Raw genomic sequence first — 23,265 nt, 5'->3', positions numbered from 1 at the left:
ATGACCCGAGCAGAAAGAAGGCGCCAGGCAAAGATGCAGGAAAAATGTCAGGTTCCATTGAACCTTAATCTAACAGTGGCACAGGTAGCAGGGATGACCGGGCAGCAGGCTTCTATATTGCAAACATACTTGAAAAGGATGGAACAGCAGAAAACAGAAGCTGTAACAGACGCTGTGATCAGAGAAGCTCAGGAGAAACTGGAGCGGGCAGAGGACTATATTACCATAACAAATATAATCATTTCCCTGTATGCGATTAAGTTTTCATGGGGATTTACAAAAGCAAACAAAAAATTCCTAAAGAACTGGAAAGCAGCAATGGATTATGTAGACCGGATTGGAGTTGCGAAGGCTTATGAGCTTGCACATAAGGAAATGGACATTGATGTAGAGTTTGAGGACCTGGCAAATTATAACATTTATGAAGAAATGGGATTTAACAGGGAATAGGTGCGAGGGGCGATGGAAAATGAATAGCAAGATGGAAGATAGAACCTGTAAGACCTGCAGGCACAATGACGATCTCCTCTGTGACAAGAAAGGAATCTGGATCAGAGATGACCATAGCTGCAGTAAATGGGAAACGCAACCATGGCAGCAGTGGAGAAAAAGCATAATGTCCAAATTCCTTAAAACGAGGTGAGAAAATGACAAGAGCAGAAACAACCAAATTCCTTGGCCAACTACTTGTAGCTACCCGTATTGGTGGAGCTGGTTCGCACTGGGCCAGCGAGGTTAGCATTGATCCATGGACATCAAAGGCAAAACGAGTGGATTATATGGAGTTTTGCCCGGCAAATCAATACTCTGTATCCGGAATAGAAAAAGGCATATTCACTTGCTATGAGATCAAAAGTTGTAAGGAAGATGTTTATAGCGGTAATGGTTTGAATTTCTTTGGAGAAAAGAACTATATAGTAACTACGATGGAGTGTTACAAAGAAATTCAGCCAGATTTTAGAAGTGGTAAATTTGCTAATTACATGCGCGAAAAACACCCAGATTCATCAATTTATTACGGAGTTATGGTTCCTATTCCGTTCTGGGGAGAAGCAGCGGAAGAATTTAAAGATCCCACACCATTAAGCGAGGACAGAAACTGGAAGCTGGAAATCGTATTGCCATGCAGGCAGGGTATAAGAATAAAATCCATGACAGAGTTGCTGTTTTGTATGCTGCGGAGCGGACATTGAGGAGGAAATCAAAAATGGTTGATTTATTAATAGCATTTGGCATTGGAACTGTGCTTGGAGCATTTGGTGTATTACTATGGGCGTCATGTGCGATAAAAAAACAGAAAAAGCAGAGGAATGATGATACATGAGTAGGGGAAAGAAAATAGCGAAGGAAAATATTAATGCAGAGCAGGCAGCAGTCACAAATCAAGAGCTGCTGTGGGCAATAAAGACAGTAAGCAGGTACTGTGCAGAACACCCACATTGTGTACGCTGCGCCATGATTAGCCATTGCGGATCCACACTACCGCGTGAATGGGATTTTTCAGAACTGGAGGAATTGCGGAATGGATAAGGACACATTACAAAAGGCAAAAGAGTTGGAGCGGGATGTTAAAAGTATTACGCGGATCCTGGAAGAACATAATAAACATCATTGGGTACAAGTTGTTTCTCCAAAAACTGATGATGGACAGTCAGAAAGATTCCAGAATGATCTTGCAGAATGGTTAAGGCAGCGAAAAGAAATATATGAAAAGGAACTGGCAGACTTGTAGGAGGTGAAAGCTTGTAATGAACCATGAAAAAATATAAAGACCCAACAGCTGAGTGGGCGATAGCTGAAGCAGAGAAATGGGAGCGACAGCAGAGAAGACTGGAAGAGAAACATGGAATCAAAAGAGGGGATATTATTCAGATCATACAAACCAGTTATGCTTCTGGTGACGGGAAGATCATCACCCAAAAGGTGAAAGCCAGGATAAAAGCATTATATCCCCATGTAGTGCAATTACAATTACCGAACGGCATAACCAGATCACCTACATACTGGGAACTGGAACGGCTGAAAACAGGAGGTGATACCGATGGACAGGAGATTGCAGGAAGAAAATGAAAAGAAAAAGGAATATTTAAAATCATATCAGAGAGCAGTCAAAAGAGAGCGGGACATCCTGGAAGAAATCAAAAGATTAAGAGCTGATAAGATGTTCCCTTCTGTAGTAAATGATGGTATGCCAAAGGGCAGCAGTCAATCTGATTTGTCTGATTATATTGCAATACTGGATGAGCAGATTGAACTGTTAAAGAAAGAACGGTTAAAAAAAGTTCAACAATATCGGAAGATTGAAAATCAGATCCGCAAAATGCATTCAGAAGATGAACGGAAAGTTCTGCGCTTACGCTATATAAAGGACTTAAAATGGGATGATGTAGCAACAGAGATGGGCTATGGATGGACACAGGTACATAGGCTGCATTCATCAGCATTGAAGAATTTTAAGATGGTATAGAATGGTATACTTGATTCGTGTTATAACTATAATAGATTCAGATGGATGAATCAAATATCAATCGGTTGCACCCTTACTTGTCAGGCACTATGGCTTGGCAGGTATATCGGAACATAGCTCAGTGGTAGAGCAGCTGGCTTATATCCAGCGTGTCGGTGGTTCGGTTCCATCTGTTCCGACTCGGTTAGTACCGCCGATATTTGGTACAATACTGACTCATACATACTTCCACAAACGTCTGGCAGGCACGGCCGGGCGTTTTTTATTGGAGAAAAAGATGATATATAAGAGATGTGGCAGGTGCGGAAAAAGAATTCCGTCCGGCAGCAGGTGTCCCTGCATGAAACAAAGAGATAAAGAACGCTATCGGATATATGATCAGAATGCCAGAAATCAGAAAAGCAAAACATTTTATGATTCAAGGGAATGGCAGCTGACAAGATCTGATATTCTCAGTGCTTGCGGGATTGATGTGTATGTCTACATGACGGAAGGAGTAATCCTGGCAGCAGATACAGTGCATCATATTATTCCGTTAAAAGAAGCATGGGATAAACGATGCGATAAGCAGAATCTGATGCCATTACATCACGATACACATTCAAAAATTGAGCAGATGTATAAAAAAGAGAGACCAGTGATGGAAAAAAAGCTTGCAAAAATGCTTGTGGATTTTTATACACAGACGGGAGGGGCGGTCTGAAAAGTTTTCAGGAAATGCCGTCGTCCCCGCCTGCCCTGTAGCTTGCGCAAAATTCTAAATACTCATAAAAAGTTGGCAAAGGAAGGAGGGAAGGATGAATGGGAAGGCCGAGGAAGCCGCTGACAGAGCAGCGGGGAAATCTTACTGTGATCACAATGCAGACCAGGGAAGCAGAAGAAGACAGTGTGACTACAGACAAAAATCAACTAAAACGTCCTCCCACCTGGCTGATTGACAATGTGGCCAAGAAAGAGTGGCGCAGGATCGTTAAGGAATTGGAAAAAATCAATCTGATCGGGAACCTGGACCGTAACAACTTAGGCGGCTACTGTAATGCTTTTGCAAATTATGTTAAGGCTACAGAGATATTGAAAGATCAGACCTATTACATTGATCGCGAGACCAGGAATGGCGTTATTGTGGTGAAAAATCCAATGGTTGATATCCAGCGCACATATGCAGAGGAAATGAGAAAATTTGCTTCCCTGTGTGGACTCACTATTGACGCCAGACTGAAAGCCGCAGCAGTGAAGTCTGATAAGACAAGGGAAGCCATCACAAATAAATTTGGCAACATATGACCATCAAAGAAGAACTGATAGATTACGCCAACCGTTGTCTGGCCGGGGAAGAAATATCAGGAAAGAAACATAAATGGGCCTGTATACGTTTCCTTCAGGATTGCAAGAAAGAGGATGCAAAAAATGTACAGGCTAATGTATGGCCTTATCATTGGGATGAAGAGGAAGCGTCAAAAATTGTAGACTGGTTTGCTATGCTCCGTCACTCAAAAGGTGACCTTGCAGGGCAGCCAATCAGGTTGACGGACTGGCAAAAGTTTAACTTGTGCCAGCTCTACGGATGGCGCGAAGATCTTACCAGCTATAAAAGGTTCAAGCAGTCTTTTATTGAGGTGGGAAGAAAAAACGCCAAGTCCCAGATGGAAGCAGGTGTGGCCCTCTATGAAATATCGGTGATGGCCACCAGGAATGAAGAAAATTATGAATATTACACTGCTGGAACAAAGAGGGATCAGTCGAAAATTATTCTGAATGAGGCTAAGCTCATGCTGAATAAATCTCCGCTGAAACCTCTTTTTAAAATTACCAGGGATGCTGTAATACACAGAAAAACTGGAAGCTTCATAAAGGCATTGTCGAAAGAGGATGGCCAGAATGGAGATGGAACAAATCCAGCCGGACTGATTCTTGATGAATACCATCAGCACAAGACTACAGAATTTTATGACCTTGGGCTTGGTGCAAATACCAAAGAGCCATTGCTGATGATTATTACCACTGCAGGGATGGATCTTACATATCCCTGTTACGTCCAGGAATATCAGTACTGCTCTAAGATCCTGGATCCAGATGTGGATGTGGAAAATGAGGAGTATCTGGTGGATATCTGCGAAGTGGATCCGGAGGATTACAAGGATGATATCCGAAACCTTGAAGATGAAAACATCTGGAAAAAAGCAAATCCAATTAGGATGAGCTATAAGAATGGTGCGGATAAGATCCGCACAGCCTGGAGAGTGGCCAAAGAAATACCGGAAAAGATGACGGCATTTCTCACCAAAATGTTAAATATCTGGGTTCAGGCAAAAGAAAACGGATATATGGACATGGCGAAGTGGAAGGCCTGCCAGGTTGATAAAATCCCTATTGATACTCATGGAATGAGTGTTTATGTAGGATTTGATATGTCGGCCAAAATAGACCTTACATCTGTTACATTCGTAATTCCCTTTCTATCAGGCGAGTTTGACCAGACTGGAAAAGAAATTGTGAAATACATATTGTATTCCCACTCTTTTATTCCGAACCGGGAAAAACTGGCCGAAAGAAAGGCAAAAGATAAAGTGGATTATGATGCATGGGAAAGGATGGGCTTTATTACAGTGACAGATACTCCGATTGTGGATCAGAATGCAGTAATGCAATATGTTCTGGATACATGTGCAGAAAATGACTGGAACATTGAATGCCTGTGCTTCGATCCGGCAAATGCCAGCAAGCTGATGATGGATCTTTCAAACGAAGGATACATAGTGGAGGAAGTTTTCCAGAGCCACAAGCACTTGAATGAAGCTACTCAGGGATTCCGTGAGCAGGTATATTGTGGAAATATACTGTATGAATACAATCCTGTATTGAACTTTGCAATGAGCAATGCAGTGATCAAAACCAATCAGGGACTGATTAAGATAGATAAAGATGCTACAACAAAAAGAATTGACCCTGTGGATTCTACCTTGTGTGGATTTAAGCTGGCAATGTATCACGAATTCGGATCCAGCTACCAGGAGGGAATAGATCGATTTTTGGAAAGTGACTGGTAACAATGAGGATATTAGATAGATTAAAAAATGCATGGAATGTGCTGACGCGGCCAGCGGTATACATGGATGATGATGATGAGCTGAAAGAATGGTTGGGAATAACTGGAACCAATCCGGATGTTGAGAAAGAGGTAACTTATTATACCTGTTTGAAAATGCTCAGTGAAACCATGGGAAAAGTTCCGTTAAAGTACTATCAGGAAACGCCTAAAGGCCGAATCAGAGCAGAGCCGACCAAGATAACCAGACTTTTGTCTGTGCGGCCAAATACAATAATGACACCGACAACTCTGTGGACCACTACAGAGATGAATTGTCAGCATTATGGAAATGGTTATATCTGGATGCGTGGTACCTTTGAAAGAGAAAAATATGGAGGACATTATAAAGTTCTGGATCTCTGGCCGATGCAGGCAAATTGTGTGACCGTATACATGGATGACGTTGGAGTTTTTGGGGGAAAAGGAAAGCTGTACTATCAGTACAATGATCCAAAGACTGGTGAACAGTATTTATTCAGATCCAGTGAGGTGATGCACTTTAAAACCTGGTATTCCTTAAATGGAATTATGGGAAAATCTGTGAGGGAAATTCTCCAGGATACCGTAGGAGGTGCATTGGAAAGCCAGAATTTTATGAATAACCTTTATCGTCAGGGACTAAGCGCAAGCATGGCTTTGCAGTATGCCGGAGACTTGGAAGAAAGCAAGATAAAAGCGTTGCAGAAAAAATTTGCAGATAAGCTGTCTGGTCCCAAAAACGCCGGTAGGGTAATACCTGTCCCAATCGGACTACAACTTACTCCATTGAAAATGACACTTACGGATGCACAGTTCTTTGAACTGAAGAAGTATTCTGCACTTCAGATCGCCGGAGCATTCGGTATTAAGCCAAATCAGATCAACAATTATGAAAAATCCAGCTATTCAAACAGTGAAACTCAGCAGCTGGCTTTTTTAGTTGATACTGCTTTGTACAGATTAAAAATGTATGAAGAAGAAATCAATGCCAAGGTACTGAGCTTGAAGGAGGAAGAAGCTGGATATTTTTATAAGTTTAATGAAAAAGCGATTTTGAGGACTGATACAAAGACACAGATGGAAATGTTAAAAGATGCTGTGAACAATGGAATATACAGGCCAAATGAAGCGAGAAGATATCTGGATATGCCAGATGATCCAGACGGCGATAAGCTGATTGTGAATGGAAATTATATTCCGCTTGAAAAAGTTGGAACACAGTACACCAAAGGAGGTGAGTAGAATGCCAGTATTACTGCTGAAAAATCAGAAAAAGAATGTGGGAAAGATGGAAATCTGTAATCAGACAGAAATCTCAGCGGATTTGAATATTTTTGGAGATATCGTATCTGATGACTGGGGAAAATGGAGTGATGATGATACCTGTCCTTCTGATATTTCAGATTTCCTGAAAAATCTGGAAGACATACAGGAGATTAACCTTCACATAAACAGTGGAGGTGGATCTGTATTTGCCGGAATTACCATTTATAACATGTTGAAACGCAATAATGCCAGGATTACCACCTATATTGATGGTATTGCGGCCAGTATTGCTTCTGTGATTGCATGTGCCGGTGATCGGATTGTGATTCCGGCAAATGGAACCTTTATGATTCATAAGCCTACAAATGGTTACTTTTTTACCAGTATGAACGCAGATCAGCTGAGAAAAGATGCAGATACTCTGGATATTTGCCAGAAAGCAATCCTGCAGACATACATGTCGAAGACCAAAGAAGGGGTTACAGAAGAGGAAATCAATAATCTGATCAACGAAGAGACCTGGATGGTCGGAAGTGATACCACTGATTATTTTGATTTTGAAGTGGAGGACAGTGTACAGGCAGCAGCTTGTACAAGTAATTACTTTGATGAGTATTCAAAGACCCCAAAAGCATTAAAGCAGCATGAAGAACCGGAAAATAAAACTCTGGATATTGACGCTATTGCAGATGCAGTTATGGAAAAAATCAAAGCAAAAGAGGCTAATCAGAGAAATCTGGAAAAAGAAAAGATAAAGGCTGAATTATTGGGAGATCTTGACCGGTATGGTGTTTGATCTCCCTTTTTGAAAGGAGAAAAAGACGTGAACAAAGAATTATTAGACCTTCTGGAGAAGATTAACGCGAAAAAAGATGAAGTTAAGAACCTTGCCAATGAAGGAAAACTGGAAGAAGCAAAAAAAGCTAAAGATGAACTGAAAGAGCTTCAGGATAAATTTGATATTCTGAAAGACTTGGACGATGGAGCAGCCGTGCCGGAGAGTAAGATTCCTGCAGGAACACCAAAAGATTCTACGGCAGAGTTTGCACAGGCTGCCAGAGCAGGGTTCCACGTACAGAATTCCATGAGTGAAGGCTCAAAAGCAGATGGAGGCTATACTGTTCCAGAGGATATCCAGACCAGAATCAACAAATACAAAGAGTCCAAGTTTTCATTAGGCCAGCTGGTCCGTAAAGAATCTGTCAAAACTGAAAAGGGTTCCAGAACATTTAAAAAGCGCTCTCAGCAGACTGGATTCACCAAAGTTGGTGAAGGCGGTAAGATTGGTGCAAAAAATACTCCACAGTTTGAGCGTATTGATTATGAAATCGGTAAATATGCAGGGTATTTCCCAGTGACCAATGAGCTCCTGGCTGACAGTGATGCAAATATCGCTTCTACACTTATTGAGTGGATTGGAGATGAGGCAAGAGTAACTGAGAATAATCTAATCATGGGTCAGATTAAGACCAAAGAAGAAGTAGAATTAAACGGATTGGATGATATTAAAAAAGTTCTCAATGTTACCCTCGGATCCGCATTTAAGCAGTCTTCCAGAATCATTACCAATGATGATGGATTACAGTATTTAGATACATTAAAAGATTCTACTGGAAGATACCTTCTTGCACCGGATCCAAAAGATACCATGCAGTCGCGACTTGCGGTCGGTGGTACATTCGTACCGGTTGAGGTAATCCCAAAAGGGGATTTACCAAGCACAGTGACATATGAGCAAACGGCAGATACTGATGTAAATGCCAAAAAAACTTATTACACAAAAGTGGAAGAGGTATATACAGCAGTTGATGAGCCGAAAAAACAGGACATTGCAAATTATTATGAGGCCAGTGCGACAAAGATTCCGGTTATAATCGGAGATCTGGAGGAAGGTATCTGGTGCTTTGACCGTGCAAAGACTACAATCATGACTTCCAATATTGCTTCAATCGGTGACCTTAATGCATTCGCGGAAGATCTGACTATTTATCGTGCTATCGAACGAGAAGACGTTAAGATAAGGGATAAAGAGGCATTTGTAAATGCTTATCTTCTGCAGAAATGATGGTGAATAAATGCTGGAAAAAATAAAAAAAAGATGTGGAATTGCAGAAGGAGTTAAAGTGTATAACGAGGATATCAGCGATTACATCGAAGATGCACTGGAGGACATGAAGACCTCCGGTGTGCCTCCTGATATTCTCAAGAAGGATACGGATGATCCGAGAGTCCTTACAGCTGTGACTTTATATGTAAAGGCATATCTTGGAAATGACCGCTCAGATACTCGAATGTATCTGGATCTGTACCGAAAAAAAGTTTTTCGCATGACACTGGAAGGAAGTGACCTGGATGTGGAATAAAAGTATTTCGCTGCCGGTAAAGAAAAATGATCCAACGATAAATGATAATGGAATCATGATGGAGGAAACATATGAATTTATCGGTGGTATTCCGGCAGATTTCCGCGACAGTACCAGGGATGATGAGGTTCTTGCGAAACAGAATGGTTATACCGCAGACCAGGTTGTTGAGATCATGGCGTGTAATTATTCTGGAGAATCATTCCTGGTGGATGAGTCTACAGGTGAAATTTATGATATAAAGCGCAGATATCAGAAAAATAAATCCATGAAGGTGCAGCTGACTTGTCAGATGCGTGAACGTGGAAAAGCGCAGGTAGGACAATGGCAAGGATGACGATAACAGGTTTTGAAGATGTTGAAGAGATGTTGAATAAGCTGGCAAATCCTTATGAAATGGCTGAAAAAGCAGTGAATAAGGCCGCCCCAATTGTCGAAAAAAACCTGAAAACACAGATCAGATCCGCAGCTAACAGAAGGGATAAATACGGAAAACCGTATTCAACAGGCGAACTGGAAGCTTCCATAGCTGCTACAAACGCAAGAGACAATAGTCTCGGAGTGTTTGCTGTGGTAAAACCCAATGGAACTGATAAAAATGGTCTTAGAAATGCTGAAAAAATGGGTTATCTGGAATATGGTGTAAGATCACACGGCCAGGAGCCAAGACCTGTACGCGCGGCAGCAGTAGCACAAAGCGAAAATGCAGTAATGCAGGTTATGGAAGAGGTAATTGGCGCGGAGGTGGACAAGCTATGACAATAAATCAAAAGATAATAAAAGCGTTGAAGCCTCTTGGCATTCCGGTGACATCAGATTTCTTTGGCGGTGGAAATAGCGAGTATATTACCTTTAATTATGTGAAGGATGGTGCAGAACTATTCGCGGACGATCAGCCTATAGAGGATATATCCTCAATGCAGATTCATTATTTCCTGCCATCAACTAAGGATTACCTGGAAGCAAAAAGAAAAATTCGCAGGGCGATCCTGGAAGAGGGTGGAACGTATCCTGATGTAACCGTATTGATGGAACCTGATAATAAAACAAGACACATTGTATTCGAATGTGAATTTGAAAATGATTATGATATGGAGGAATAACACATGGCACATATTGGTATGAAATATCCAGTTGCAGCAACATGGACAGAGGGAAACAAATATGCAGATGGATTTGTTCTTGCAAAGGCAATTAACTTTACAGGAACCCCAAATAAAAATGATGCTGATCTTTGGGCGGACGATGGAATAGCAGAGACTGATAAATCCGTGAAGGACATGGGCACTTCTCTTGGTGTTGATGATCTGTCTCTGGAAAACCAGGCAAAACTGCTTGGACATACATATGTTAAGGCAGCAGCTGGTAGTTCTGGTGGGGAGGGTACTCCGGAAAGCATTGAGATTGGAACCGAAGATGAGGCTCCATTCTTTGGAGTTGGATTCTATAAGCGTAGAAAGAAAAACGGAGTTACCAGCTTTACTGTAATTTGGCTCTACAAAGTTCAGCATAGCGAGCCTACAGAAAATGCTGAGACAAAAGGTGACACCACAAACTTCCAGACTGCTACCATCGAAGGAAAGGCATATCCGGTAGAAGTCAATGGAAAAATGTCTGTTGGCAAAAAACTTGTATTCAATACTGAAGCTGAGGCTAAGGCATGGCTGAACAAACAGGTAGGTATTGAGTAAGGAGATCGTATGAGTGATTTGAGACCAACCGGAGCTCCAGTGACCATCGGTGGACAGGAATACAATATCCTGTTCACCATCGGAGCAATTGAAGCAATTCAGGAAACCTGTAATAAGGCATTAGTGAATATTATGCCGGCAATTGCGAGAGTGGCGGATTATAAAACCGATTCGGAAGATATAAAAACACTTTATAGTGTTGTAGCTGCGTTTCTCACTGTAGATACAGGTAAGGAAGTAAAAGTAGAAACCATTGACGGTCTTATAAAACCGGCTGAAATGCAGAAACTTGCTATTACTTTGCTTGAAGCATATGGCTTTTCAATGCCAAATCCGGATAGTGAGGATTCTGAAGAGGATGAGGAAGAAGACCCAAACCAGAAGACCGGGCTATAAACGTAGCCCGGTTGCTGTATGTTGGGTGTAAAGTGCTTAATTATAGTGAAAAAGAAGTGTTTGGCATGACATTACGAAAATTTTATTTAATCTATAATGAGTACCTGGATTATAACGGATTAAGAAAAAAGGACGAAGAGTTAAATTTGGACACCATTTTCTGATTTTCTTTCACAGCTCTGTTAAATGATATTGAATTTTACAGAGCTGCGGATTATAATTAAGAAAAGCAGAAAGGTGGGTGGCATATGTTGTTGGTAATATTGTTTGTATTGTTATTATTAGCAATACTGATAGGGGCTCTGATAAAGAAATTTATCAAATGGGTTACATCACCGGTGGTGTATAAAACCCACATTGAAGAAGTCCCAATATCCAAGAAATAAGTATAAATAAAAATCCATGTAAAAAGAGCATCTCAGTTTGAGGTGCTCTTTTTATGTGGATTTTTTGTTGGGAGGACTAACTATGGCAGGAAAGAAAATTGGAATTGTACTTGCACTGGACGGAGAAAGACAATTTTCACAGGGTGTATCAAATGCGAAAAAAGAAAGTGCAATGCTAAATTCTGAACTGAAAAAACTCAGCACAGAATATAAGGAAAATGCCAATTCTCTTGAATTTCTGACTAAAAAGCAGGAAAACCTGTCAAAGCAGACTGAGAGTTATCAGAAAAGGGCGGAGTCTGCGAAAAAAGGATTGGAGAATGCGCAGAAGGTATCGCAGAAAGCGGCGCAGAGATATGAAGAACTTTCCAAGGCATTGAAAGAGGCTGAAAAAGCCCAGGAAAACATGCAGAAATCTGGAAAGGATGGTACAAAAGAGTATCAGCAGCAGTCAAAGGAAGTGGAAAGCCTTCAGAAGGCTGTTGAAAAACAGGGATTGGAGTGCCAGAAGTGTGAAGGAAAAGTATCGGACTGGTCTAAAAAAGTTAGTGACGCCGAGAATGATATAGAAAAAAATAACCAGGCTTTAAAACAGAATGAGAAGTATCTGCAGGAAGCACAAAATGCTACAGATAAATGTGCAAAGAGTATAAATGAGTACGGAAAAGAAACAACGACTGTGATTAGCACCACAAAAGAGTTTGGGGAAAGCTTGAAGGAAGGTTTTGGAGAAGCTTTAGCCGCAAAGGGCCTGGAACTTGCAGGAGAAGCTATTTCGGCAATTGGTGATAAGGCAAAGGAAGCAGCAGAGTATGTGGTGGAAGTCGGAAGTTCCTTTGAAGCTGGAATGAGTGAAGTGGAGGCTATCTCTGGAGCAACCGGATCAGAGCTGGAAGCACTGGAAAATAAGGCAAAGAGCCTTGGAAGTAGTACGAAATTCTCTGCAACGGAAGCAGCCAGCGCGATGACAAATATGTCCCTGGCCGGATGGTCTGTAAACCAGACTCTTTCTGGAATTGATGGCGTTCTACAGTTGGCAGCCGCTTCCAATATGGATCTGGCAGATGCATCCCAGATTGTTACAGACAATATCAGTACTTTTAATCTGGAAGCTTCACAGTCAACCCATTTAGCAGATATGATGGCATATGCACAAGCAAACAGTTCTACTACAGCAGCAGAGCTGGGCGAGGCATACAAGAACTGTGGCGCCAACATGAATGCCGCCGGTCAGGACATTGAGACTACAACCTCTTTCCTGGAGGCTTTGGCAAATAACGGACTCCGGAGCAGTGAAGCTGGTACCTCTCTTGCTGCTATAATGAGAGATCTGACCAGCAAGATGAAAGATGGAAAGATCGCCATTGGTGATACTTCTGTTACCGTAATGGATTCTAACGGAAATTTCCGTGACATGACGGATGTATTGAAAGATGTAGAGTCTGCTACAGATGGAATGGGAGATGCCCAGAAGCAGGCGGCTCTTATGGCTACATTTACATCTGACTCCATTAAAGGCTTGAACATGCTTCTTAATACCGGAGCTGATCAGGTGGCTGGCTATGAGGAAAGCCTGAGAAATTGTTCAGGTGCGGCTTCTGATATGGCAGATACTATGCAGGATAACCTGCAGGGTAAACTGACAGAGCTTAGCTCTGCCACAGAGGGACTGGGAATTGCAGTGTATGATTACATTTCAGGTCCCTTACAGGACGGCGTGGAATTACTCACGGATGTTGTGTCTGGATTGACAGACGCGATTACGCCTCAGAAAGATGCAATGGAAGAGATGTATGATGACGTCATACAGTCTTCGCAGAAAGTAGCTGATAATGTACAGGCGATTGACGATCAGTTTACCGGAACCCTGAATTCCGTGGAAAATGTAGGCGCTCTGGCTGACAGACTGGAAGCACTGAATAATGTCGAAGACCGTACAGCTGTTCAGAAACAGGAAATGGCGGCTATCGTAGATAAACTGTCAGAGTCCATTCCAGAACTGGCTGGTGCTTATGATGATGAAAATGATAAACTGAGTGTAACTAATGATGAGCTGGAAAAACTGGTAGAAAACTATCAGCAAACAGCAATCCAACAGGCGGTAATTGCAGCCACACAGGATTTAATCAATGAGTCTTTAGCGGCACAGGTACAGCTGGATAAAGCACAGGAACAGAAAAAAATCACTGAAGATAGAATGGAACTCTTGGAAAAAGAGAGAGAATTAATTGTAAAGCTCCAAGAGGAAAGACAGAAGGCCAGTGTAGATCCAAGCTATCAAGTTGATATTGATTTTCCAACAGAGAAAACAAAACTTTATACAGAGGCATTGGAAAAAGGTGCAATAACACAGGATGAATTTAATTATGCTATGGAACATCTAAGCGATAGTAGCAGCGAATTGGATTCACGTTTGGATGGTATTGATGGAAGAACAGTAGCATATGGTGATGCAACTGGAATAGCAGCTACGAGCATAGCTGATTGTGCAGAGAAAATGGAAGGATATTCTCAAGCAATTGAGGAAAATCAAAAAACAATTGATAAATGCTCGGAAGAACAGGAAAGATATGCCAAAAGTGCAGAAAACATTACAAAAGTAAAAAAGGATAATACTGAATCAACAGAAGACAATACAAAGGCACAAGAAGATAATGCTGATGCAATCCAAGCAACCGGCTTGGCGGCAGCAGGAGCTGGCACAGCCCTGGAAGGGTTCAACAAAACTATGGAACGTTCCCAGGAAGCTGCGGACGCTGCCAAGACAGCCATGCGCCAGATCCTGGATGAATACAATTCCACCATGGAATCTATAAAAGCTGATTTGCAGGATAAAATCAGTTTTGCAGATAAATTCGATGGTGGGGATGATATCACCACAGAACAGATGAACGAAAACCTGCAGTCCTGGGTTGATGGAATCCAGAACTATCAGCAGAATCTCCAGCGTCTTAAAGAAGCCACAGATGAGAGCGGGCAAGCAATCTTTTCCGCAGAGTTTATCCAGGCAATCCAGGAGCAAGGAACTGATGCGGCTAATATGCTCCAGCACATGGTATGGACTCTGGACAATCAGGGTGAGTACGGCGTAGAACAGTTGAAAGGCATATCCAAAAAGTGGACTGATGCCATGGATATATCAGAAGATACAGCAACTGTAATGGCAGCTAATAAGACCGCCTATGAGATGGCAATGGGAGATCTTGGTTCTTCAGATATTGATTTTTCTGATTTGCGCGAGTCCATTGATAACGCCGTTGCTTCAGCAGTGGAAGGCTGGGCTGAGCTTCCAGCAGCCACCCAGGAATCCCTCATGCAGACCGTACAGATGGCGCAGGAATGTGGTGTACAGATCCCAGAGGGACTTGCAGATGGAATTGCAAGCGGTGAGATAACCCCTCAGCAGGCAATAGATCAGCTGAACGGGACTATTGAAGGAACAATCCAGGGCGTGGCAGAAATCGCCAATAAAGCGGGTATCCAGATTCCGGAAGAAATCCAGGCAGGAATTGATGCCGGTGGTACGCAGGCAGTATCCGCTATGCAGGAGCTTCTGGCACTGATCCAGCAGCAGGCAGCAGATGCACAGTCTGCAGGTGAAGATGTTGGTACTGCTGTAGGAGAAGGAACCCAGAATTCAATTAAAGATCAGCAGTCTGGCGTTGAACAGGCTGGTGGCGAGATGGCGTCTGCCGGAGCGAAGGCGGCCGAAGAGAAAAAAGGCGAATATGAGAAAGCCGGAACAGTAGCCGCTCAGCAGTATCAGACTGGTATAAATTCTGGAAAAAGTGGCGCGATCAGCGCTTCCGGAACAATGGCGAGTCAGGCAGCGGCCGCAGTTCGAACCTATCAGAATAGCTTTTACACTGCAGGATACAACGCGGCTGCTGGTGTAGCGCAAGGTATATCAGCAGGCCAGTCCCAGGTCATCAGCGCTTCAATAAGAATGATCAATGCAGGTATTGCCGCAGCCAAGGCAGCAGCAGAGATCCATTCTCCATCAAAGAAATTTGAGAAAGAAGTCGGCTATCAGTTACCTGCAGGTACTGCGTCTGGTATAACTAAAAACACAAAGGTAGCAACTGCAGCCGCTGGAAAAATGTCAAAGGCTGTGTTGAAAAACGCCACCAGCTGGCTTAAGCAATACAATAAGAGCCATGAAGTTTCTCTGGACAATGAAAAATGGTACTGGCAGCAGATACGTGATACAGCTGTGAAAGGATCCACAGCCTATAAACAGGCAACCTCTCAGCTTAATAAGCTTGACAGCAGTTCCACGATCAGCAAGGCACTGAGCAGCAGTATAAAGAACAATTTTGGCGTATCCAAAGAAAAAGTTACCGGATCCGGAGATAATCAAAAGAAAACTACTAAGGACGCAGAAACTTATAATTCTGAAGTCCTCAGTGCTGCTGAAAAACGGCTGGAAAAGTACAAGACATTACATGCTGCCTCTTTAGCCCAGGAGAAAAATTACTGGACCACCGTTCGAAAGAATTTAAAGAGCGGAACTGATGCCTGGTATGAAGCAACACAAAAGATCCAGGAACTGGACACTCAGATCTACGAGGAAAAGCAGGAGAAGCAGGAAGAGGTAGCCAAAGCCAGAGAGGAAGCTGCAAAGACCCAGGCTTCAGTACAGAAATCCCTTTTGGAGACCTACCAGACCTATTATTCCATGTCCGCCAGGGCAGAGATGGAATATTGGGATATTGCCAGAAAACAGTTCACAGCCGGTACGGATGAGCGCATAGAAGCAGATAAAAAGTACCTGGAAGCCAAAGAAGATTACGAAAAAGAAAAGCTGCAGCTTGATGAAGATTACAATGATAAGCGGGAAAAGCTTGAAAAAGAACTAAATGAGACCATACAGGATCTGGAAGAAAAAAGGGACAGTGCCATAGCTGATCGGAAGAAAGACATCCTTTCATCCATGAATAACTATGATGCCTGGGATGCTTCCGGATATACTGCAGATCGTCTGATTTACAATATGAATACCCAGGTTGAGGGACTGAAACTGTGGGAAACCCAGTTGCAGGAACTGAGCGGAAAGGGACTTTCAGAGGGGCTGCTGCAGGAACTGAAAGACGCAGGACCAGAAGCAACCGCCAATATTTACAGCCTGAATCAGATGACTGCAGAGCAGCTGGATGAATTTAACAAGCTTTGGGAAGAAAAGCAGGAGATAGCAGACCGGCAGGCAAAAAAAGATACACAGGCTACGCGGGATGCTATTGACCAGCAGATAAGTGACACCAAGAAAGACTATAAGAAGCAGCTGGATGATCTGGCAGCTGAAAATGCTTCGGCTGTTGCGAAACTAAATGAGGGACTATCTACCGGCTTGCAGTCCCTGGTGGAACAGGCTGGCCAGATTGGTGAGGATATTGTAGGTAACCTGATCGCTGGCATTCAGAAAGCTGGCACAGGTGGAACTTTGCTTGACGTAAATGTAACTCCGAATGGCAGCACTGCATCTGGCACGGCCTCTTCTGGATCCGGTGGAACAGATACATCCAGCACTGCTTCTTCAAGCTCAGCTTCCTCTGGGACAACATCTGAAATTGCGCCCGCGCAAAAAGCAGAGCTGGAGGCCGTGACCGCAGGTGTAGCGGAAGAACCGGCAGAAATTACAGAAGTACAAAAGCTGATCAATGCAAGTAAAGCCCATAAGAAATCAGTATCAGATGCTGAGAAAAAGAAGCATTCGGATCTGTGGCAGTACATTGTTAAGAACTACGGCCGGAGCGTCAACGATTCCACAGTTAAAAAGATTGCGGATGCTCTTAGCGTGGAAGCCGACAAAAAGCCTACATCAGCGCAGAAAAAAGCAATTCTGGCCGCTATGAAAAAGAACGGCCTGAAGACCGGTACTCAAAACGTCATAGAGGATCAGCTGGCGTGGTTATTTGAAAATAACGCCCAGGAATATGTTCTCCGTAAGTCCGATGGCGCGATCATGCAGAACATGCTCACCGGGGACAAGGTAATTAACCCACAGGGAGCAGAAAACCTTTATAATTTTGCCATGAATCCGGATCAGTTCCTGGAATCCAGATCTTCCCTGGAGGTAGGAGCGGCTGGAGTCGAGAAACTTAACCGTTTGATTCAGCAGCAGTCAGAGCACCAGGCGAAGTTATCAGGAAGCTATCGAAGTGATAACTCCGAAATACTGAGCAAAATGGATTCCATGATGAGTACGATGGAGTCCATGATGGAGAACATGGCAAGCTCCATGAAGAACTTAAAAGTATTCATGGATAAAGATAAGCTGGTCGGAGAACTCAGGGAAGACATGAACATAAAAAATGAAATGGCAGCCACAAGATACACAAGGGGGCGTCTGAGATGAATATAAATGGCTGGGACATATCCGGAGCACAGGCCAAACAGTGGAACGTGACTCCGGGATTTTCCGATATTGAAAATGAAAGCGAATGGCAGAGGGGAAGCCCACTGCCGTTTTTCATTAATGGATCAATCGGGTGGAAGACAATACGGATCACCTTCCTGGTATACGGCTCTGATCGAAATGAGATCTTGCAGAATTGCAGCACCCTGCTTTCCCATATGATGTCCGAGTCGGTCACCTTGGAACTGGATAAGTTCGATCACAAGTTTTGCGGGTTTATGAGCAAGCATGATTTTACAGAAAACCCGCTTGCCCGTCTGAAGGTGACATCCAACAGGCTGAGCAAGCTCACCGTTGATTTTTCCTGCTATGAGTTTGCTGAACAGCCAAACGGTTCACCGTTTTCGGAGTCCGCTTCCGGGATGCTGGAGACAGTAGTTACAAATCCTGGGAACATCCGGACGCCTTGTATGGTAGAGATTACGCCAAAGGTGGGAATGGAACAGCTGACAATAACTGGAATAAACCGAAATCTAGATACAGGAGAAAACCTTCGGGTGGTAATAAGAAGCCTTACTGCTAACAGTACTGTGATTTTAGACGGAGAAAGTGGGAAGATTACAGAAAATGGGGCTAACAAAGCAGCAGATGTTGATATTTGGAGCCTGCCGATCCTTTTACCAGGGGAAACAAGGATTACCTTAGACAGCACATGGACAGACATGACTGTGAAATATAGACCAAGATTTATGTAGGAGGAAAAAACATGACAAACCAGGAAATGTTAAACGCTTATAACGGATTAAAACTTTTTCAGGAAAAAGAAGCACAGATTTATAAAGAAGATGGAAAGAAAATTTTATCTGGAAAGATAAAACTGAGCTATGCCATTAATAAAAACACGAACTTATTGCTTAACGCATTAAAACCTTATGAAGATACCCGTAAGGAGTTAATGGAAGAATACCGGGATCTTGAACAGGAGGAAAAGGCAATTGAAGAGGAAAAAAAGCGAGCTGAACAGGAAAAGAGAGCCCCCGGAAATGTGGATATCATTCTTAAAGAAGGAAAAAGTGTAAAAGAGCTCAACCAAAAGATTCAGGAACTTCTGGGACTGGAAATGGATTTTGAGGTGCATAAGGTATCCCTGGAAGAATTTGATGGGCTTGATATTGGAAGTTGGGAATTAGGCATTTTTATGTTTATGATTGAAGACTAAACGGAGGCGGCCCTATGCTTAAGATATATGATACGAACCACAATGCCATAGGGCATATTGTCAAATACAAGGATCTGAAGGTTGCGAGCGACGTTACAACTGGCGATCAGACTCTTTCTTTTACATACATGGCAAGACATCATGAAATCTGTGAAGAGTATTATATTGAGACTCAGGATGCTGAGTATGTAGTAAAAGAAAAGAGTGTAAGCACAGATGGATTCCTCTCCTTTGTTGCGGTACTGAACCTGGAAGAACTGGAGGCGAAGCCCTGGAGCTCCTTTGGCATTACGGATTCCACAATAGAAGATGCGGCCAAGCTTGCTCTGGCTGGATCCGGCTGGACGGTTGGCGAATGTACCGTAACCAAGAAAAGAAATGCAGGGATATTGCAGACAAATACGCTTGGAGTAATTCAGAAGCTGTGTACTGCATTTATGTGTGAAGTCGTTTATGATACCAAGAAAAAGACAGTATCCTTTTACGATCAGGTTGGCCAGGATAAAGGGAACTTTTTCCTCACAGGGCTTAACCTGAAACGGTTACAGAGGAAGGGCAGCACCTACGACTATTATACGAGAATTATCCCTATTGGCCAGGACGGGCTTACCATCGAGTCCGTGAACGATGGGAAGAATTACCTGGAAAATTACCAGTACACGAATAAGGTGAAGACCTACATCTGGAAAGACGAATCTTATACAGATGCTGCAGCCATGAAAGAGGATGCAGAAGCGAAGCTGAAAGATCTGTCAAAGCCGGAAGTATCATACAGTGCTGATATTATTGATCTGGCCAAACAAAGAGCTGGATACGATGATTTTTCTTTTTCCCTGGGAGATACAATCACCCTGATCGATGCCGCCACCGGGATCCGGGAAAAGCAGCGGATCATCAAGCTTACACAATATCCACAGGACCATACCAAAGATGAGTGCGAACTGGCCAATAAGCTTCCCTCATTCGAAGAGGCCAGGGAGAAGCTCCAGGCCGCCCAGGAAATTATTAACACCGTAATCAGTGATGATGGACGGTACACGGGGACTATCAATGTATCGGATATTTTGCATTTTGACGAGGGTGTATATGGCAGCAGTGCGGTGGGAAATCTGCAGGGGTTGTACAATACTCTGGACGGGAGCTTATCAGAACTGAAACTGGCGGTAGGACAGATCGAGTCAAACTATATCAAGACAGAAGAGGCTGATATTAAGTTTGCCACCATTGAAAGTCTGAAAGCACTTGAGGCAGAAACTACCAGCATTAAGTCTAAATACGCGGAATTTGAGAGTACCGTTACGGATGAACTGGCGGCTAACAAAGCGTTAATCAATGAGCTGGATGTAAAAAAGATTAACGCCGCAGACGCTGATTTGAAATACGCAAGCATTGATTTCTCCAATATTGGCATAGCGGCTATGGAGAAATTCTATTCAGAATCTGGCTTGATTAAGAATGTAGTGGTCGGCGACCAGACTATTACTGGCGAATTGGTCGGTGTAACTATCAAAGGTGATCTGATCGAGGGTAACACCATCAAGGCAGATAAGCTGGTCATTAAGGGGGAAGATGGCCTTTACTACAAGCTTAATACCAACGGATCAGGAGTAACTTCGGAGCAGACTGACTATAACAGTTTGAACGGTACTGTTATCCAGGCCAAGAGTATCACAGCAGATAAAGTGGCGGTGACCGACTTGGTAGCTTTTGGTGCTGACATCGGTGGAAACCATATCGGACACGACTGCATATATTCCGGAGCTAAGACTTCTGCGCTCAATACCACCAGAGGATTCTATCTCGGCTCAGATGGCCAGGTAGGATTTGGCGATACGAATGAGTATATTCAGTTCTATAAAGGCGATGACGGGAACTTTCACCTGAGAATTAGTGCTGGCGATATTTTGTTTGGTAAGAGTAAGAAGACTGTAGAGAGCGCAATTACTGAGATCGACACTAAGGTTAATAACGTTAAGTCCATTGTTGGAACCACATACACTTACCAGGTTGGTACTAGCATGACAGATGTTCCTACAGGGGAATGGCTAACTTCAATGCCTAACGTACCACAGGGACAGTATCTCTGGACAAAAGAGACCACCTTATATTCAGACGCAACCACCTCCGTAGGCTATATCGCTACCAGGATGGGTGTTGATGGTGCTGGTGGAGCTACCGGACCGGCTGGACCACAGGGACCCCAAGGTGAAAAAGGAGAGAAAGGTGATACTGGAGAGCAAGGACCCCAGGGTGATACCGGCGCAACTGGAGCTCAGGGCGCGAAGGGCGATACAGGAGCGCAAGGACCACAGGGTAATCAGGGCATACAAGGGGAAACTGGCCCAAAAGGAGATACCGGAGCGACAGGTCCTCAAGGACCCCAGGGTAACCAGGGGCCGACCGGACCTCAGGGACCAACTGGTGCCACGGGACCGACCGGTGCCACTGGTGCTATGGGGCCTCAAGGTCCTAAAGGCGATGGACTTGACGTCAAAGACACTAGAAGCACAAATCAAACGCCGCTTTGGTATATACAAAATTTCCCGATGACCACAGTAAATGAGTTGAAATTAGCAAATACGATTGGTCTAACTGGTGAAAACTTCTGTCTTTTAATAACATGCGTGCCATGGCGAGATGCTTCCGGCGGATATCCTAAGCAGACTGCAAAGATTGATGGTCGTGAATTATGGCGAATCGGTATTAGTGATACGCAATGGAGTACATGGAATGACGCATACACCCTTGCAAATTCTGTTGATATGGGTATAGCCGCTTGGTGTTATAACAACGATCGTACTTATATTAATGGCGGACGATTGTACGCTGGTTCGGTTACCGCTGTTCAAATGGCTGCTAATTCTATAACAACTGAAAAAATTGCGGCTGGTTCGGTTACCGCTGATAAAATTGACGTTGTCAGTTTGTTTGCAAAAGACATCGAGGCATCCGGTTCTATATCTGGTGTTAAAATAGTTGCTAGAGAGATTACTGCAAATCAGTCATACTCTATATTTAACGGCACAAACAGTCAGAAAATCTTATATTTTGATGGATCGTCTATCAAATTAGGAAAAATGGGAACTGGAACATCTATACAAAGTGGCGCCGGATTCGAGTTTTTTGATAAGACGGTCACGATGTATGGTGATCTGAGTTTATACAGTGGCGATATTACCACTACTGGCAATGTGCAGGGAAAAACAATAACTGCGACTGCAGACATGAATACTAATACCATATATGCATCTAATTGGTTTAGATCGCGCGGTACTACAGGATGGTATAGTGAGGATTATGGTGGTGGCTGGTATATGACGGATTCCGATTGGATTCGGGCATATAACGGAAAAGGTATAACCACCAATGGCAATATGTCCATTGGTGGTTATATTCAGAGTAACAACATAATAAATACAACATATGAGTATCAGTCCAATAGAGATTCGGTAGACTGGCGCTTTGGTGCGGCAACAGGTACAGGTGATGAAAATTTCTTTAGCTTTTATAAAGCTAACAATGGAATGATTCCACTGGCAATTGATGGAAATTTCGGAAACATTTACGTTGGGTTCAATGTGGGAGGTTCAGGTTCGAAGACTGCTGTAGGAGTTTATCTTGGCGATCAAGTGGCTGGAGGTAGAGCTTTTATCTATCACGGAGATTCATACGCTGGGTCAATTTGGATTCAAACCAGACTTGATGGTTCATGGAAATGGTTTAGTCTCGGAAGAGCATGTAGTGCAGCTCTTTCTGATATTCGACTAAAAGGCGATATAAGAGACGCCGAAGTACAAGACGCAACAAAAGTTATTGAAGCAATGCAAATTCATTCTTTTGAAAGAAAAGATTCTCATAAAAAATACAAGATTGGCTTTATAGCAGACGAACTCGAACAGCTTGACCCTAACCTTGTCGATGGAGGCGGAGAAGTTGACGGACATCCATATTATAAATCTGTCAATAATTTGCAGTTGCTTGCGTATGTTGTAAAAGCAATGCAAGAGCTCAATCAAAGAGTGGATAAGCTAGAAAAAGAAAATGAAGAACTTTAA

General features: G+C 43.1%; 22 protein-coding genes, 1 tRNA gene and 2 pseudogenes. All 25 read left to right on the top strand.

The annotated features are described in order from the left end of the window. On the top strand, window positions 1-450 hold the full coding sequence (locus AB5706_RS11855; protein ID WP_173771025.1) for a hypothetical protein: 450 nt from the start codon (window positions 1-3) through the stop codon (window positions 448-450). A 197-nt stretch (window positions 451-647) separates the two neighbouring features. Then, window positions 648-1,193, top strand: coding sequence for a hypothetical protein (locus AB5706_RS11850; protein ID WP_173773933.1), 546 nt, complete (start codon window positions 648-650; stop codon window positions 1,191-1,193). A gap of 127 nt (window positions 1,194-1,320) precedes the next feature. Continuing rightward, complete coding sequence (locus tag AB5706_RS11845) at window positions 1,321-1,530, top strand: hypothetical protein (RefSeq protein WP_368366107.1); 210 nt, start codon at window positions 1,321-1,323, stop codon at window positions 1,528-1,530. Next, entirely contained in the window at window positions 1,523-1,732 is a 210-nt protein-coding gene (locus AB5706_RS11840) for a hypothetical protein (RefSeq protein ID WP_173773932.1), read from the top strand. The genes AB5706_RS11845 and AB5706_RS11840 overlap by 8 nt, the downstream gene beginning before the upstream one ends. Window positions 1,733-1,755: 23 nt before the next feature. Beyond that, window positions 1,756-2,070, top strand: a complete 315-nt coding sequence (locus AB5706_RS11835; RefSeq protein WP_368366106.1) for a hypothetical protein — start codon at window positions 1,756-1,758, stop codon at window positions 2,068-2,070. After that, window positions 2,042-2,467 (top strand): DUF1492 domain-containing protein, encoded by a 426-nt coding sequence (locus tag AB5706_RS11830; RefSeq protein WP_173773930.1) that lies wholly within the window; start codon window positions 2,042-2,044, stop codon window positions 2,465-2,467. The genes AB5706_RS11835 and AB5706_RS11830 overlap by 29 nt, the downstream gene beginning before the upstream one ends. Window positions 2,468-2,574: 107 nt before the next feature. Continuing rightward, a tRNA-Ile gene (locus AB5706_RS11825) sits at window positions 2,575-2,646 on the top strand. Between the two features lie 161 nt (window positions 2,647-2,807). Further along, on the top strand, window positions 2,808-3,170 hold the full coding sequence (locus AB5706_RS11820) for an HNH endonuclease (RefSeq protein WP_233456074.1): 363 nt from the start codon (window positions 2,808-2,810) through the stop codon (window positions 3,168-3,170). Between the two features lie 98 nt (window positions 3,171-3,268). Further along, on the top strand, window positions 3,269-3,751 hold the full coding sequence (locus AB5706_RS11815) for a phage terminase small subunit P27 family (protein ID WP_173718553.1): 483 nt from the start codon (window positions 3,269-3,271) through the stop codon (window positions 3,749-3,751). After that, window positions 3,748-5,514: a terminase large subunit gene (locus tag AB5706_RS11810; RefSeq protein ID WP_173771016.1), complete on the top strand. Its 1,767-nt coding sequence runs from the start codon at window positions 3,748-3,750 to the stop codon at window positions 5,512-5,514. The genes AB5706_RS11815 and AB5706_RS11810 overlap by 4 nt, the downstream gene beginning before the upstream one ends. Window positions 5,515-5,516: 2 nt before the next feature. Beyond that, the gene (locus tag AB5706_RS11805) at window positions 5,517-6,776 is read left to right on the top strand and encodes a phage portal protein (protein ID WP_368366105.1); all 1,260 of its coding nucleotides are present in this window, start codon (window positions 5,517-5,519) and stop codon (window positions 6,774-6,776) included. 1 nt (window position 6,777) lies between these two features. Next, window positions 6,778-7,596 (top strand): head maturation protease, ClpP-related, encoded by an 819-nt coding sequence (locus AB5706_RS11800; RefSeq protein WP_173771014.1) that lies wholly within the window; start codon window positions 6,778-6,780, stop codon window positions 7,594-7,596. Between the two features lie 27 nt (window positions 7,597-7,623). Continuing rightward, window positions 7,624-8,865, top strand: coding sequence for a phage major capsid protein (locus tag AB5706_RS11795; RefSeq protein WP_368366104.1), 1,242 nt, complete (start codon window positions 7,624-7,626; stop codon window positions 8,863-8,865). 10 nt (window positions 8,866-8,875) lie between these two features. Next, entirely contained in the window at window positions 8,876-9,163 is a 288-nt protein-coding gene (locus AB5706_RS11790) for a phage head-tail connector protein (RefSeq protein WP_173771013.1), read from the top strand. Further along, window positions 9,153-9,500 carry a hypothetical protein gene (locus tag AB5706_RS11785; RefSeq protein WP_173719572.1) on the top strand — a complete coding sequence of 116 codons (348 nt, stop codon included), beginning with the start codon at window positions 9,153-9,155 and terminating at the stop codon, window positions 9,498-9,500. The genes AB5706_RS11790 and AB5706_RS11785 overlap by 11 nt, the downstream gene beginning before the upstream one ends. Beyond that, window positions 9,497-9,922 (top strand): hypothetical protein, encoded by a 426-nt coding sequence (locus tag AB5706_RS11780; protein WP_173771012.1) that lies wholly within the window; start codon window positions 9,497-9,499, stop codon window positions 9,920-9,922. Before AB5706_RS11785 ends, AB5706_RS11780 begins: the two co-directional genes overlap by 4 nt. Then, window positions 9,919-10,266, top strand: coding sequence for a phage tail protein (locus AB5706_RS11775; protein ID WP_173771011.1), 348 nt, complete (start codon window positions 9,919-9,921; stop codon window positions 10,264-10,266). Before AB5706_RS11780 ends, AB5706_RS11775 begins: the two co-directional genes overlap by 4 nt. A gap of 3 nt (window positions 10,267-10,269) precedes the next feature. Then, window positions 10,270-10,854 carry a major tail protein gene (locus AB5706_RS11770; protein ID WP_173771010.1) on the top strand — a complete coding sequence of 195 codons (585 nt, stop codon included), beginning with the start codon at window positions 10,270-10,272 and terminating at the stop codon, window positions 10,852-10,854. A gap of 9 nt (window positions 10,855-10,863) precedes the next feature. Then, the gene (locus tag AB5706_RS11765; protein ID WP_173771009.1) at window positions 10,864-11,250 is read left to right on the top strand and encodes a hypothetical protein; all 387 of its coding nucleotides are present in this window, start codon (window positions 10,864-10,866) and stop codon (window positions 11,248-11,250) included. Window positions 11,251-11,718: 468 nt separating this feature from the next. Then, window positions 11,719-17,991 (top strand): phage tail tape measure protein, encoded by a 6,273-nt coding sequence (locus tag AB5706_RS11760; RefSeq protein ID WP_368366103.1) that lies wholly within the window; start codon window positions 11,719-11,721, stop codon window positions 17,989-17,991. Continuing rightward, on the top strand, window positions 17,988-18,746 hold the full coding sequence (locus AB5706_RS11755; protein ID WP_173719566.1) for a phage distal tail protein: 759 nt from the start codon (window positions 17,988-17,990) through the stop codon (window positions 18,744-18,746). Before AB5706_RS11760 ends, AB5706_RS11755 begins: the two co-directional genes overlap by 4 nt. 11 nt (window positions 18,747-18,757) lie before the next feature. Then, window positions 18,758-19,210, top strand: a complete 453-nt coding sequence (locus tag AB5706_RS11750) for a hypothetical protein (protein ID WP_173719565.1) — start codon at window positions 18,758-18,760, stop codon at window positions 19,208-19,210. A gap of 14 nt (window positions 19,211-19,224) precedes the next feature. Then, a pseudogene (locus tag AB5706_RS23125) lies at window positions 19,225-20,169 on the top strand (phage tail protein); the annotation flags it as partial. Window positions 20,170-21,360: 1,191 nt separating this feature from the next. Then, window positions 21,361-21,711: pseudogene (locus AB5706_RS23120) on the top strand (collagen-like protein); the annotation flags it as partial. Window positions 21,712-21,756: 45 nt separating this feature from the next. Further along, entirely contained in the window at window positions 21,757-23,265 is a 1,509-nt protein-coding gene (locus AB5706_RS23115; protein ID WP_472515481.1) for a tail fiber domain-containing protein, read from the top strand.

This window comes from Ruminococcus sp. RTP21484sp1_RTP21277st1_D2_RTP21277_210401 (assembly GCF_040924225.1).
GTDB lineage: Bacteria > Bacillota > Clostridia > Lachnospirales > Lachnospiraceae > Blautia_A > Blautia_A faecis.
This window is presented reverse-complemented; position numbering and strand designations above follow the sequence as displayed.

Coding starts and splice junctions, on each gene's coding strand:
- AB5706_RS11750 (WP_173719565.1), top strand. CDS start 18,758: ATGACAAACCAGGAAATGTTAAACGCTTATAACGGATTAAAACTTTTT.
- AB5706_RS11810 (WP_173771016.1), top strand. CDS start 3,748: ATGACCATCAAAGAAGAACTGATAGATTACGCCAACCGTTGTCTGGCC.
- AB5706_RS11835 (WP_368366106.1), top strand. CDS start 1,756: ATGAAAAAATATAAAGACCCAACAGCTGAGTGGGCGATAGCTGAAGCA.
- AB5706_RS11765 (WP_173771009.1), top strand. CDS start 10,864: ATGAGTGATTTGAGACCAACCGGAGCTCCAGTGACCATCGGTGGACAG.
- AB5706_RS11815 (WP_173718553.1), top strand. CDS start 3,269: ATGGGAAGGCCGAGGAAGCCGCTGACAGAGCAGCGGGGAAATCTTACT.
- AB5706_RS11770 (WP_173771010.1), top strand. CDS start 10,270: ATGGCACATATTGGTATGAAATATCCAGTTGCAGCAACATGGACAGAG.
- AB5706_RS11850 (WP_173773933.1), top strand. CDS start 648: ATGACAAGAGCAGAAACAACCAAATTCCTTGGCCAACTACTTGTAGCT.
- AB5706_RS11780 (WP_173771012.1), top strand. CDS start 9,497: ATGACGATAACAGGTTTTGAAGATGTTGAAGAGATGTTGAATAAGCTG.
- AB5706_RS11845 (WP_368366107.1), top strand. CDS start 1,321: ATGAGTAGGGGAAAGAAAATAGCGAAGGAAAATATTAATGCAGAGCAG.
- AB5706_RS11805 (WP_368366105.1), top strand. CDS start 5,517: ATGAGGATATTAGATAGATTAAAAAATGCATGGAATGTGCTGACGCGG.
- AB5706_RS11855 (WP_173771025.1), top strand. CDS start 1: ATGACCCGAGCAGAAAGAAGGCGCCAGGCAAAGATGCAGGAAAAATGT.
- AB5706_RS11830 (WP_173773930.1), top strand. CDS start 2,042: ATGGACAGGAGATTGCAGGAAGAAAATGAAAAGAAAAAGGAATATTTA.
- AB5706_RS11785 (WP_173719572.1), top strand. CDS start 9,153: ATGTGGAATAAAAGTATTTCGCTGCCGGTAAAGAAAAATGATCCAACG.
- AB5706_RS11840 (WP_173773932.1), top strand. CDS start 1,523: ATGGATAAGGACACATTACAAAAGGCAAAAGAGTTGGAGCGGGATGTT.
- AB5706_RS11755 (WP_173719566.1), top strand. CDS start 17,988: ATGAATATAAATGGCTGGGACATATCCGGAGCACAGGCCAAACAGTGG.
- AB5706_RS11760 (WP_368366103.1), top strand. CDS start 11,719: ATGGCAGGAAAGAAAATTGGAATTGTACTTGCACTGGACGGAGAAAGA.
- AB5706_RS11820 (WP_233456074.1), top strand. CDS start 2,808: ATGAAACAAAGAGATAAAGAACGCTATCGGATATATGATCAGAATGCC.
- AB5706_RS23115 (WP_472515481.1), top strand. CDS start 21,757: ATGACCACAGTAAATGAGTTGAAATTAGCAAATACGATTGGTCTAACT.
- AB5706_RS11800 (WP_173771014.1), top strand. CDS start 6,778: ATGCCAGTATTACTGCTGAAAAATCAGAAAAAGAATGTGGGAAAGATG.
- AB5706_RS11775 (WP_173771011.1), top strand. CDS start 9,919: ATGACAATAAATCAAAAGATAATAAAAGCGTTGAAGCCTCTTGGCATT.
- AB5706_RS11790 (WP_173771013.1), top strand. CDS start 8,876: ATGCTGGAAAAAATAAAAAAAAGATGTGGAATTGCAGAAGGAGTTAAA.